This is a genomic window from Kribbella koreensis (assembly GCF_039525325.1).
GTDB classification, from domain to species: Bacteria; Actinomycetota; Actinomycetes; order Propionibacteriales; family Kribbellaceae; genus Kribbella; species Kribbella koreensis.
This window is the reverse complement of sequence record NZ_BAAAHK010000009.1, coordinates 282,220-295,285: the sequence shown is the minus strand read 5'-3', so window position 1 is coordinate 295,285 and position 13,066 is coordinate 282,220. Positions and strand designations below refer to the sequence as shown.

At 66.7% G+C, this 13,066-nt stretch carries 10 protein-coding genes; 7 read left to right on the top strand and 3 right to left on the bottom strand.

Annotated elements, in window-relative coordinates:
- Positions 1 to 26 precede the first annotated feature (26 nt).
- On the bottom strand, positions 27 to 812 hold the full coding sequence (locus tag ABD116_RS20975; RefSeq protein ID WP_343972605.1) for a L,D-transpeptidase: 786 nt from the start codon (positions 810 to 812) through the stop codon (positions 27 to 29).
- A gap of 79 nt (positions 813 to 891) precedes the next feature.
- On the bottom strand, positions 892 to 1,737 hold the full coding sequence (locus tag ABD116_RS20970; RefSeq protein ID WP_343972602.1) for a PAC2 family protein: 846 nt from the start codon (positions 1,735 to 1,737) through the stop codon (positions 892 to 894).
- Positions 1,738 to 1,879: 142 nt separating this feature from the next.
- Here ABD116_RS20970 and ABD116_RS20965 point away from each other — a divergent pair, with 142 nt between their 5' ends.
- The 7 genes from ABD116_RS20965 to ABD116_RS20935 all read left to right on the top strand — a co-directional run bounded on the left by ABD116_RS20965 (position 1,880) and on the right by ABD116_RS20935 (position 10,494).
- Positions 1,880 to 2,530 (top strand): HAD family hydrolase, encoded by a 651-nt coding sequence (locus tag ABD116_RS20965; protein ID WP_343972600.1) that lies wholly within the window; start codon positions 1,880 to 1,882, stop codon positions 2,528 to 2,530.
- A gap of 71 nt (positions 2,531 to 2,601) precedes the next feature.
- The gene (locus ABD116_RS20960; protein ID WP_343972597.1) at positions 2,602 to 4,170 is read left to right on the top strand and encodes an ABC transporter substrate-binding protein; all 1,569 of its coding nucleotides are present in this window, start codon (positions 2,602 to 2,604) and stop codon (positions 4,168 to 4,170) included.
- Positions 4,171 to 4,408: 238 nt separating this feature from the next.
- A complete protein-coding gene (locus ABD116_RS20955; protein ID WP_343972594.1) occupies positions 4,409 to 5,401 on the top strand; it encodes an ABC transporter permease in 993 nt (330 codons plus the stop codon).
- Between the two features lie 56 nt (positions 5,402 to 5,457).
- Positions 5,458 to 7,215, top strand: a complete 1,758-nt coding sequence (locus ABD116_RS20950; RefSeq protein WP_343972591.1) for an ABC transporter substrate-binding protein — start codon at positions 5,458 to 5,460, stop codon at positions 7,213 to 7,215.
- Positions 7,216 to 7,305: 90 nt separating this feature from the next.
- Positions 7,306 to 8,319, top strand: a complete 1,014-nt coding sequence (locus tag ABD116_RS20945) for an ABC transporter permease (protein WP_343972588.1) — start codon at positions 7,306 to 7,308, stop codon at positions 8,317 to 8,319.
- Entirely contained in the window at positions 8,316 to 9,374 is a 1,059-nt protein-coding gene (locus ABD116_RS20940) for an ABC transporter ATP-binding protein (protein WP_343972585.1), read from the top strand. Before ABD116_RS20945 ends, ABD116_RS20940 begins: the two co-directional genes overlap by 4 nt.
- A gap of 61 nt (positions 9,375 to 9,435) precedes the next feature.
- Positions 9,436 to 10,494, top strand: a complete 1,059-nt coding sequence (locus tag ABD116_RS20935) for an ABC transporter ATP-binding protein (protein ID WP_343972582.1) — start codon at positions 9,436 to 9,438, stop codon at positions 10,492 to 10,494.
- A 56-nt stretch (positions 10,495 to 10,550) separates the two neighbouring features.
- On the opposite strand, the gene ABD116_RS20930 is transcribed toward ABD116_RS20935, so the two are convergent.
- Complete coding sequence (locus ABD116_RS20930) at positions 10,551 to 12,965, bottom strand: ATP-binding protein (protein WP_425552109.1); 2,415 nt, start codon at positions 12,963 to 12,965, stop codon at positions 10,551 to 10,553.
- Positions 12,966 to 13,066 lie beyond the last annotated feature (101 nt).

Sequence of the window (13,066 nt, the reverse complement as noted above, 5' to 3'; positions counted from 1 at the left end):
CAAGATCCCCACTCTCAAAGGCTCTCTTACTTGCTGTCGATCAGGACGAGGGTCCCCAGCGGGACCTTCTGGAGCTTGGCCAGCGCGACCTTCGGCACCCGGACACAGCCGGCGCTGATCGCGGCGCCGAAGACGTCCGGCCGGGGCCAGCCATGGATCGCGACGGTACCAGGACCGCCACCGAACGTGTCCAACGTGGGACTGTGCGCACCCAACGGCAACACGATCGGGGACGCCGACCGCTTGTTGTCGATGATCGAACCGAGCAGGAAGGTCCGCCCGGGCGGTGTCGGCGTCTGCTGAGCGCCGACGCCGGCCTTCCAGGAGCCGAGACTCTTGCCGTGCTCGGACAACTCGATCGTCCGCGACGCCGTGTGCACCCGGATCAAGTACGCCGAGGAAGCACGATCCAGCCCCTCGTCGCGGACCCACCCGGTCGAGCGGTTCGGCTTCGACGGCAGCAGCACCCGCAGCCAGCCGTCCGACTGCTCGACGACGGGCAGCCAGGTCGGGCCGAACTGGGTCGGGCCGATCTTGGCGAAGGCGTCGCCGTCAGGCGCGGAGTACAAGGCGGTCTGAGCGCGTGGATGGACGACGAGGCCGTCGGTCAGCGCGAACGGATCCGGGTCGAGCGGCGCGGACGGGATCGTCATCTGGGTGGATGTACCGGTCAGCGTGGACAGGTCGACCGCGGCCTCGGCGTGCTTGCGGTTGCCGAGGATCCCGACGACCGCGACGGCACCGAGGACCAGGAGCACGGCAAGTGCCCCGATCGATCCACCGCCGCGCTCGTCGGCGCGTACCTTCCGCATACGAAAGCTCCCCGTTGGTCCCCAGCGTCCCGGTCGACAATAGAACGCTTGAAGCGAAGAGGCTACTCCTCAGTACGGTTTATTCGGGCCGATCCGTGTTGCGTCGACGGAGGTACCGCTCGAACTCGGCGGCGATCGCGTCGCCGGTGGCCTCGGGCAGATCGGTCGTGTCGCGCTGCTCCTCCAGCGACGCGACGTACTCCGCGACCTCCGGGTCCTCCTCGCTCAGCTCGTCCGCGCCACGCTGCCAGGCGCGAGCCAGCTCGGGCAGGTCGCCCTCGGGGATCGGCAGGTCCAGCAGCGCCTCGACCTTGCTCAGCAGGGCCAGCGACGCCTTCGGGCACGGCGTACCCGCGATGTAGTGCGGGATCGCCGACCAGATCGACACGGCCGGTACGCCGAGAGTCGTGCACAGATCCGCGAAGACGCCGGTGATGCCGGTCGGGCCCTCGTAGCTGGACGGCTCGAGGCTCCACGAGGCGTTCAGCTCCGGGTCGGACGATGACGCCGTGACCGGGATCGGCCGGGTGTGCGGCGAATCGGCGAGCAACGCGCCGAGCACGACGACGAGCTGCGTGTTCGACTCGTCGACGACCTCGAGCAGCTCCCGGCAGAAACCCCGCCAGCGCATGTTCGGCTCGATGCCGCGGATCAGGATGACGTCGCGGCCGGTGTCGTCCGGGCGCGCCAGGTAGATCCGGGTGGTCGGCCAGGTCAGCCGCCGGACGCCTTCGTCGTCGAACTCGACCTCCGGCCGTTTCACCTGGAAGTCGTAGTAGTCCTCCGGGTCGATCGCCAAGACGAGCTCGGCGTCCCATTCCTCGATCAGGTGATCAACTGCTCCGGTGGCCGCCTCGGCCGCGTCGTTCCAGCCTTCGAACGCGGCGATCACGACCGGATCCCTAAGGTTCGCGAGATCTGCCACTCGCCATCCCCTGTCCTAGTCGTCTGTTGTGCCCCGAAGTCGTGCACTGTCGGACTGCCCAGCCTACTTCCATCGCCCAGCCGGCGGCGGTCGTTTCGCAGCCAGCGGAAGGTGTCGCCCCGCGCGTACATAGGATCGGGGCATGACGCTCCAAGCGGTGCTCTGGGACATGGACGGCACGTTGGTCGATTCGGAGCCCGTCTGGGTGCGAGTCCAGATCGCGGTGCTGGCCGAGCTCGGCGCGACCTGGACCGCCGAGGACTCGCTGGCTCTGGTCGGCAGTGACCTCAGCGACGCGCTCAAGGTCTGGATGGCGCAGTTGCCCGAGGGCCTGATCGAGCCGGACGAACTCGCGGGGCGGATCTACGGCGAGGTGATCCGCACGCTGAAGGAAGAGGTCGAGGTACGTCCCGGCGCGCTGGAGTTGCTGACCGGGCTCAAGGCGGCGGGCATCCCGTGCGCGCTGGTGTCGGCGTCGTACCGGACGATGATCGAGGCCGTGCTGTCCCATCTGCCGCCGGACCTGTTCGACGTGGTGGTCGCGGGCGACGAGGTCACCAACGGGAAGCCGCACCCCGAGCCGTACCTGACCGCGATGGCCGAACTGGGCGTCGAACCGGCCAATTGCGTAGTGATCGAGGACTCGCCGGGCGGCACCCAGGCCGGTACCGCGGCAGGCGCGTTCGTGGTCGCCGTACCGCAGTGGGTGACGATCCCGCCGGCCCCGCGCCGGCTGGTGCTGGAGTCACTTGAATCACTCAGCCCGGACGCGCTGCGCGACTTGCTCCGCTGAGGGGCTACCTTCTTTGGGTGCTTACGGGGGCGTTCTGGGGGAGTGGGCAGGGGTGGGGCAAGATTAGGGTGGTGACGGTGTTCAAGCGGCGAGCCGTGTGGCTGGCGGCGGTCGGGGTGCTGGCGGGGTCGCTCGCGGCCTGCGGCAAGCCGGATGCGAATCACCCGAGCCAGGGTGGGACGGCGCCGAAGGAAATGGTCATCAAGGTCGCGACCACCGACGCGGTCAGCTCGCTCGACCCGGCCGGACCGTACGACATCGGCTCACGCACCCTGCAGGCCAACCTGTACCAGACGCTGCTCACGATCCTGCCGGACAAGCCGACGCCGGTACCGGACGCCGCCGACTGCCAGTACGACGCGCCCACGACCTACACGTGCAGCCTGAAGGACGGCCTGACCTTCCCGAACGGGCATGAGCTCGAATCGTCGGACGTGAAGTTCAGCTTCGACCGGCTGCTGCGGCTGAAGACGCCCGGCGGAGCGGCCGCACTGTTCAGCTCGGTGGCCTCGGTCAGTACGCCGGACCGGCTCACCGCCGTGTTCACGTTGAAGCGGCCCGACGCGCGGTTGCCGTATCTGCTGACCACCACGGCCGCGTCGATCGTCGACGAGCAGTTCTATCCGGCGGGCAAGTTGCTCAGCGACAACGCGATGGGCAGCGGGCCGTACCAGCTGAAGTCGTACAAGGCGGGCTCCGAGGCGGTGCTCGGCAAGTTCAAGGGGTACCGCGGCCCGCGGGCGGCGCAGAACGACACCGTCGAGGTCAGCCTGCTGACGACGGCCGCGTCGCTGGAGCAGGCGCTGAAGACCGGCAAGGCCGACTTCGGCGTCCACGGGTTCGGACCGAGCGCGCTGGACAGATTGCGCGCCGATGGAAAGCTGCAGGTCGTCGACGCGGGGTCGGCCGAGATCCGGTTCTTCACCTTCCACATGGCCTCACTCGTCGCGCGCAAGCCCGCGGTACGCCGGGCCGTGGCGCAACTGATCGACCGCTCGGCCATCGCGAAGAAGGCGTACGGCGACCACGTGACGCCGCTGTACTCCGTGGTGCCGCCCGGGTTCGCCGGGCAGGTGGACGCGTTCCGGACGCAGTACAAGGACCCGAACAAGACTGCCGCGACCGCGATCCTGCGCGAAGGAGGCATCACCGCGCCGGTGACGCTGACGGTCGGATGGACGCCGGTCCAGTACGGCGCGGGCGCCAAGGCCGAAGTACTGGAGCTGAAGCGGCAACTGGAGGCGTCGGGGCTGTTCAAGGTCGTGCTGAAGAGCGCCGACTGGCCGAGGTACCAGCAGCTCGCCAGGGCCGGTGCGTACGACCTCTACCAGGCCGGTTTCATCCCGGACTACCTGGACAGTGGTGACTACCTGGAGCCCTTCGTCCGCGACGGTGGTCTCTTCCAGAACGGCTATCGCAACTCGGCGGCGAACAGGTTGATGGACCAGCAGATCGCCGAGCAGAACCAGCTCGAACGCGAAGCGTTACTGACCGACCTGCAGAACCTGCTGGCTCAGGAAGCGCCGGTGATCCCGGTCTGGCAGGGCCGGCTGACGGTGGTCGCGGCCGACGGGATCGAGAACGTCGCCAAGACCCTGGATCCGCTGTCTTTCGTGTACTTCTCGGCACTGCGCAAGTAGTCGCCGGATGGCCCGTCGGTGCCAGTGACAGTGTGTTGTCACGGCGTCGCCAGCGACCCTCTGTGGGTGCATGCTGTACTGCGAGTTGTCCCACGATACGGGACGATTTCCTGCTCATCACGATCGGGCAACGCAGCACTTTCGGCGTTTGACTCCAGCGAGTAATGACGGCAGGTTAAGGCGACAGCCGCTGCAGGGCGGTCGATTGACCATGACATCGGACAGGGGTAGCTATCGCGTGACGACACCACTCGAGGAGGAGCCCGGCGCGACGGGAGATCCGGCAGCGATTCTGCAGGGCATGCCCCGGATCGAGGGCCGGTCGCTGTGGCGGATCTCCTGGACCAGGCTCAAGCGGGACAAGGTCGCGATGGCCGGCGCGGTGATCATCGGACTGTTGATCCTGATGGCCGTCTTCGCGCCACTGATCGTCAAGCTGCTCGGTGATCCGCCGAACGAGTTCCACCAGGACCTGATCGACACCAAGACCGGCACGCTGGCCCCGATCGGAACCTTCGGCGGGATCAGCTGGGACCACCTGATGGGCCTGGAGCCGGTGAACGGCCGCGACCTGTTCAGCCGGGTCGTCTACGGCTCCCGGATCTCGCTGCTGATCGCGTTCTTCGCCACCCTGTTGTCGGTGGCCATCGGCACCACGATGGGAGTCGTCGCCGGCTTCTTCGGTGGCTGGGTCGACGCGGTGATCAGCCGCCTGATGGACATCTTCCTGGCCTTCCCGCTGCTGGTCTTCGCGATCGCACTGGCCGGTGTGATGCCCGACGACGCGTTCGGGCTGAAGGGGAACACGCTGCGGATCGTCCTGCTGATCTTCATCGTCGGCTTCTTCAACTGGCCCTACATCGGCCGGATCATCCGGGGCCAGACGCTGTCGCTGCGCGAACGTGAGTACGTCGACGCCGCGCGCAGCCTGGGTGCCAGGCGGCCGTACATCCTGTTCACCGAACTGTTGCCGAACCTGCTCGGCCCGATCCTGGTGTACTCGACGCTGCTGATCCCGACGAACATCCTGTTCGAGGCCGCACTGTCCTTCCTGGGCGTCGGTATCCGCCCGCCGACCGCTTCCTGGGGCGGCATGCTCTCGGACGCCGTGACCTTCTACACGATGCCGTACTTCATGTTGTGGCCCGGTCTGGCCATCTTCATCACGGTCTTGGCCTTCAACCTGTTCGGGGACGGGCTGCGCGACGCCCTCGACCCGAAGGCCCGCTAGTTTCACCGCAGTTCCTGCTCGACTTGGCTCTGAGAAGAAGGGGTGGATCGGAAACGATGAACACCAAACGAATCAAGACAGCGATCGCCGCCACAGCGGTACTCGCACTGTCGCTGTCCGCCTGTGGGGGCAGCAAGGACAACAGTTCTTCGTCGGGCGGTGACTCCGCAAAGGCCGAGTTCAACGCCGGCATGACGAAGGTGTTCAATCCTTCTGACAAGAAGGGCGGCATCGTCAAGCTCGCCGACGAGGGCGCACCCGACTCGGTCGACACCGGCGACACCTACTACGGCTACAGCTGGAACACGGTGCGGCTCTACTCGCGGGCCCTGACGATGTTCGCGGTCGCGCCCGGCGCGGCCAGCGGCAAGCTGGTCGGTGACCTTGCCGAGGGGCTCGGTACGCCGAGCGACGGCGGCAAGACCTGGACCTACAAGATCCGTGCGGGCCTCAAGTTCGAGGACGGCACCCCGATCACCTCCAAGGACGTGAAGTACGGCGTCGAGCGCTCGACCGACAAGACCGTCTTCCCCGACGGTCCGGCCTACTTCGACTCGATGCTCGCCTGGCCGGCAGGCTGGGCAGGCCCGTACAAGTCCAAGGGTATGAACACGGACTCGGCGATCTCGACGCCGGACGACACCACCATCGTGTTCCACCTCAAGGCGGCGTTCGCCGGCTTCGACTACCTGGCCATGACGCCGCAGTCGGCTCCCGTGCCGGCCGCCAAGGACCAGGGCGCGAAGCAGAAGCAGCACATCATCTCGTCCGGCCCGTACATGTTCGCCTCGTACGCCGACGGCAAGAGCTTCACGCTGAAGCGCAACCCCAACTGGGATCAGGCCAGCGACCCGAACCGCAAGGCGCTGCCGGACGGTTACGAGTTCTCGCTGAACGTCGACCCCGAGGACATCGACAACCGGTTGATCTCGGGCGACCTCGACATCGCCACGGCCGGTACCGGTGTGTCGGCCGCCAGCCAGAGCCGGGTGCTGGGCGACCCGACGCTCAAGGCTCGCGCCGACAACCCGACGCTGGGCCGGCTCTGGTACACCTCGATCAACCCGACGGTGAAGCCGTTCGACAACATCGACTGCCGCAAGGCGGTCGAGTACGCGATGGACAAGACGTCCTACCAGACCGCCTACGGCGGCGAGTTCGCCGGTGGTTCGCTGGCCACGACCCTGCTGCCGCCGGTCATCCCGGGCTACAAGCAGTTCGACCTGTACCCGACCAAGGACGGTAAGGGCGATCTGGACAAGGCCAAGGAGCTGCTGACCTCGTGCGGTCAGCCGAACGGCTTCTCGACCAACATCTCCTACCGCAACGAGCGGCCGAAGGAGAAGGCGACCGCCGAGGCGTTCCAGCAGCAGCTGGCCAAGATCGGCATCAAGGTCACGGTCAAGGGCTTCCCGAAGAAGGACTACTTCTCCACCTACGCCGGTAACCCGCCGTACGTGGCGAAGAACGGTCTCGGCCTGGTCGTCAACGGCTGGGGTGCGGACTGGAACGACGGCTTCGGCTTCCTGTCCCAGATCACCGACTCCCGGGTCATCCGCGACACCGGTGGTTCGTCGAACACCAGCGTCCGGATCCCCGAGGTCGACAAGCTGCTCGACCAGGCGCAGGGTGAGCTCGACACCGCCAAGCGCGAGGCCGACTGGTCCGTCATCGACCAGAAGGTGATGGAGCAGGCGGTCATCTACCCGGGCGTCTACGCCAAGAGCCTGCTGATCCGCGGCAAGGACCTGACCAACGTCTTCGTCAACGAGCAGTTCGGTATGTACGACTACCTGTCCCTGGGCAAGCCGTAACTCGTTCCGTCTTCTTCAGATTAGGTAGGTGAAGGCACTTGGTGGCCGGTCCGGAAGTCACTTCCGGACCGGCCACCGACGCCGAGGTCTGTGGTCACATACATCATCAGGCGGCTGATCGCCGCGGTCGGACTGCTGTTCGTCGTGAGCGCCATCACGTTCTCGATCTTCTACCTCGTTCCGAGGCTGGCCGGCGCGACGCCGGAGACTCTCGCGACCAGGTACGTCGGCCGGACGGCGACCGCGGAGACCGTCAAGCTGACGGCGCAGAACCTCGGTTTCTACGATCCGATCGTGGTCCAGTACGGGCATTGGGCGAAGGGCATCTTCGTCGGTGCCAGCTATGACATGGGTGCCGAGATCGAGCACTGCCCCGCGCCCTGCCTGGGGTACTCGTTCATCACCCGGCAACCGGTCTGGCCCGATCTGCTCGACAGAGCGCCGGTGACGTTGTCCCTGGCGGCGGGCGCTTCGGTGCTGTGGCTGCTGGCGGGTGTCTCGATCGGTGTGCTGTCCGCGTTGCGACGAGGATCTCTGTTCGATCGGGCTGCGATGACGCTGGCACTGGCCGGTGTCTCGATGCCGATCTTCTGGACCGGTCTGATGTCGCTGGCTTATCTGAGCTACAAGTTCGGCATCTTCGCGAACGGCGCCAGCTACCAGCCGATCACCCAGGATCCGCTGGCCTGGTTCCAGTCGCTGCTGCTGCCCTGGATCACGCTCGCGTTCCTGTTCTCGGCGCAGTACGCGCGGCTGACCCGGGCCGGCATGCTCGAGACGATGAACGAGGACTACATCCGGACGGCCCGGGCCAAGGGCCTGAAGGAGAACGTCGTGGTGGTCCGGCACGGCCTGCGCGCCGCGCTGACACCGATCCTGACGATCTTCGGTCTCGACCTCGGCCTGCTGCTCGGTGGCGCGATCCTGACCGAGAAGGTGTTCAGCCTGAACGGCCTCGGCAAGTACGCGGTGACCGGCATCTCCGACCAGGACATGCCCAAGATCATGGGCGTCACCTTGCTGGCGGCCTTCTTCATCGTGATCTCCAACCTGGTCGTCGACCTGCTGTACGCGGTCGTCGACCCGAGAGTGCGGCTCCAGTGACCGAGAACCTGCGTCCGACCGACAGCGCGCGGAGCTCCGACGCCTTCCTGCAGGTTCGCGACCTGCGGGTCCACTTCCCGACCGACGATGGAGTGGTGAAGTCCGTCGACGGTCTGTCCTTCAACCTCGATCGTGGCAAGACGCTCGGTATCGTCGGCGAGTCTGGGTCCGGCAAGAGCGTCACCAGCCTGTCGATCATGGGCCTGCACAAGGCCGGTACCGCGCGGATCAGCGGCGAGGTCCTGCTCGACGGGCAGGATCTGATCAGCTCGTCCCGCGAAGAGGTGCGGTTGCTACGCGGCAAGCGGATGGCGATGATCTTCCAGGACCCGCTGTCCGCGATGCATCCGTACTACACGGTCGGCGCGCAGATCATCGAGGCGTATCGGGTACACAACCAGGTGACCAAGCAGGTCGCCCGCAAGCACGCGATCGAGATGCTCGACCGGGTCGGCATCCCGCAGCCGGACAAGCGGGTGGACGCCTACCCGCACCAGTTCTCCGGCGGTATGCGGCAGCGCGCGATGATCGCGATGGCGCTGTCCTGCGACCCCGACCTGCTGATCGCGGACGAGCCCACCACGGCGCTCGACGTGACCGTGCAGGCGCAGATCCTGGACCTGATCCGGGATCTTCAGCGCGAGTTCAACTCGGCCGTCATCATCATCACCCACGACCTGGGTGTTGTCGCCGAGCTGGCCGACGACATCCAGGTGATGTACGCCGGCCGCGCGATCGAGTACGGCACGGCCGAGGACATCTTCGACCGGCCGCAGCACCCCTACACCTGGGGCCTGCTCGGCTCGATGCCGCGGATCGACCGGGAACGGACCGAGCGGTTGATCCCGATCAAGGGCACGCCGCCGAGCCTCATCAATGTGCCGCCGGGCTGCGCGTTCAACCCGCGCTGCAACTACGCGCACCTGAACGGTGGAGCCAGCGAGACCGAGAGGCCGGAGCTGCTCGACATCGGCGGCGGTCATCAGGTCGCCTGCCACCTGTCGCCCGAGCAGCGCAAACATGCCTGGGAGACCGACATCAAGCCGAAGCTGTGAAGGCCGAGCCTGTGCAGACCCGAGCCATCATCGCCGATTCTGGGAACGACGGAGCGCCACTGTGACCACTACCGAAACCGAATCGGGCACCGCGACCCCGCCGGCAGGCGAGGAGCTGCTCAAGGTCACGGGTCTGAAGAAGCACTTCCCGATCCGGCAGGGCCTGCTGCAGCGTCAGAGCGGTGCGGTCCAGGCAGTCGACGGCCTCGACTTCACCGTCACCAAAGGGGAGACGTTCTCGCTGGTGGGGGAGTCTGGCTGTGGCAAGACGACCACGGGCCGGCTGCTGACGCGGCTGCTGGAGCCGACCGAAGGCACGATCATCTTCGAAGGCCGCGACATCAGTCATCTGTCCGAGGGCAAGATGCGGCCGCTGCGCAAAGACGTCCAGATGATCTTCCAGGACCCGTACGGTTCGCTGAACCCGCGGCATACCGTCGGCAAGATCGTCGGCGCGCCGTTCAAGCTGCAGCACGTGAAGACCGAGGGCGGCACCAAGAAGGCCGTCCAGGAGTTGCTCGAACTCGTCGGCCTGAGCCCGGAGCACTACAACCGCTACCCGCACGAGTTCTCCGGCGGTCAGCGGCAGCGGATCGGCATCGCCCGCACGCTGGCCCTGCGCCCGAAGCTGATCGTCGCCGACGAGCCGGTCTCGGCCCTGGACGTCTCGATCCAGGCCCAGGTGGTCAACCTTCTGGAAGACCTGCAGAACGAGTTCGACCTCACCTACGTGATGATCGCCCACGACCTCTCGGTAGTCCGCCACGTCTCGGACCGGGTAGCGGTCATGTACCTCGGCAAGATCGTAGAGATCGCTGACCGCGTCAGCCTCTACGAGAAGCCGATGCACCCCTACACGTTGGCACTGCTGTCCGCAGTACCGATCCCGGACACCAAGCGCCGCGGCAAACAGGAACGCATCCGCCTCCAGGGCGACGTCCCCAGCCCGATCAACCCGCCGCCGGCCTGCCGCTTCCACACCCGCTGCTGGAAAGCCCAGGACATCTGCAAAACAGTAGAACCCCCGCTCCTGCAGATCGCCCCCGGCCACCAAACAGCCTGCCACTTCCCAGAAAACCAGCCCGGCGCCGAGGCTCCCCGCAAGGCGACCACAAGCTGATCGGAACCCGCAGCCGGAGAATCTCATCCGAGACTCTCCGGCTGTTCTGTGGACGGCTACTCGGCCGGCAAGCTGTCAAGGACCTGCTTGACCCGGTTCGCGGCGGCCTCGTCGCGGGAAGCGAAGTAGGCGAGAGCGTCTTCCAGGTGGTCGCGTGCGGAAGCGGGGTCGTCGAGCTCGGAGTAGATCTTTCCGAGTTGGAGTGAGGCTCTGGCCAGGCGGAGCCGGTCGTCGGCCGAGGTCGCGATGGCGAGTGCTTCCTGTGCACGGTCCACCGCGTCCTCGTGGACGTGCAGCCGGCAATAGGCGTCCGCGAGGTCGATCAGCGCGTTGCAGAGGGTCAGTTGCATTCCGACCGCCCGGAGCACCCCGACCGACTGTTCGAGGTACGGAACCGCTTCGTCGGGCCGGCCCAGATCCATCGTGACGCAACCGAGGTTGTGCAGGGCGATGCCGCGGCCGGTTTCTTCTCCGGTTTCGGTGTAGAGGCTCAGGCTCTGGACGAAGTAGTCCCGGCCGGTCTCGAACGCACCGGAAAGGCAATGAACGTTGCCGAGGTTGTTCAGCGCCAGGTTGATGGAGTGGGCGTTCCCGGATGACCGGCTCACCTCCAGCGCTCGCTCGCCGGTCGCGATCGCCTCGGCGGACCGGCCGAGATCGCCCAGGAGCCGCGTCGCATTGTTCAGAGCCGCGGCCTCACCGTGCCGATCGTCGTTCTCGCGGAATTCGGAGCCGGCGGTGCGGAAGCTGTCCAGGGCTTCGTCCGGTTGCCCGAGCTCGGCCTGGGCGATGCCGAGACTGCAACGCAGGATGGCTTTGAGGTCCTGACTGGAGGTGGCCTCGAGTGCTTGCCGGGCCAGCGCCGCCAGGTCGATGAAGCGGCCGCAGGAGATGAAGTACGGCGTCAGCCCGATCGTCAGACCGGCGAGCCGGTTCGAGCGGTCGACTCCGGCCTCGGTCAGCTGCTTCGCGAGCTTGACGATGGTCTCGTGCTCCACGCCCAGCCATTGGAGCAGATCTGGCACCTCAGTGATCGCCGGCTCGACCTCAGGCTGGTCAGGTGGCTCGATGCGTCGGATGTAGCTCATCGGTGCGATCAACCTGGTGGTCCGCCAGCCGATCGTTTCGTAGAGGCCGAGGAGTCTGTCCAGCGCCTCGTCCTGGTCGGCCGTGGGCATCAGTTGCTGCGCCAGCTCACGGGCATAAAGGTGCAGGAGATCGTGCAGGCGGTAGCGGCTTGGGCCCGACGAGGTGAGCAGGTTCGCATCGACCATGCGCTCGAGCTGACCGCGGGCAGTTGCCTGCTCGGTGCCGATGAGGCATGCAGCCGCAGCGGCTGTGAGGTCGGTGACGTTGATGAGACCGAGAGCGGCGAAGGCGGGCTCGGATGGTTCCCCGGCCGAGGCGGATTCTTCACCTGGGCGCGGGAACGATACCGCCAGGCTGGCCCGCACGGTGACGTCGTCGACGGCGAGCTCGTCGATCCGATGCCGCTGATCACGGAGCCGTTCGACCAGTCGTTCGACGTGCCAGAGTGGCTGGGCGACCAGGCGGCCGGCCGCGATCTGGATCACCAGCGGCAGCCCGGCACAATTCTCGACCAGCTCCGCCGCCGCGCCGGGTTCCGCGTCGATACGGTCCGCGCCGACGATACGACGAAAGAGTTCCAGTGCGGCGGAATCGTCGAGAGCGTCGAGCTGGAGGTGGGTCTGCGCCGGCAGCAGAGTGAGCCAGACCCGGCTCGTTACCAGGACTGCGCAGGTCGATGCAGCGGGCAACAGAGGCGTGACCTGGTCGGCGCCGGTGGCGTTGTCGAGGACGATGAGGACCCGCCGACCGGACAACCTGCTCCGCAGCAGCGCGCCGGCCTCGGCGACCTGGGTGGGGAGTTCTGAGTCGGCCAGGCCTGTTGCGCGAAGCAACGAGTAGAGCGCTTCGTCCTCACGGAGCGGAGGTGAAGGACCGAAGCCGCCCAGGTCGAGGTACAGCTGACCGTCCGGGAACCGCTCTGCTACATGTGCTGCGACGGCGAATGCCAAGGCAGACTTTCCGACGCCTGCCATCCCCTGGATGGTCACCACAGGTGGGCTTCCGGGGGAGATCAGTCGGGCGGTGAACACCTCACTGGCCTGCTCGAACTCTGCCTGGCGGCCCGTGAAATGCGCCGGTATCGGTGGCAGTTGCTGGGAAACCGTCCACGGCGGCCCTGCGAGGCCGTCCCGTGTGGGCTGGGGTCGGTTGCCCCGACCCCGCCTCGGTACCGATCGCAACAAGGCTGCTCGGCTCGGCTCGTCCAGCTGCAGAGCGTCCATCAGCCGCCTCACGGTGCCGCTCCGCGGATACCGGCGCTCACCGTGCTCGAGGAGCCTGATCGCCTGATCGGTCAGCCCCGCCCGCTCACCCAGCCCCGCCTGGGTGAGCCCAGCGGCCAGCCTGAGCCGCCGCAATTGCTGCCCGAACGATTGATTCACTTCGCCCCCAGCGTCCAACTGAATGTAGGAGCCGATCGTATGGTTTGTCGCCGCCTGTGGCGCTGGCGCCCACCCGCCCACGCGAGGCTAGTGGCCGGGTG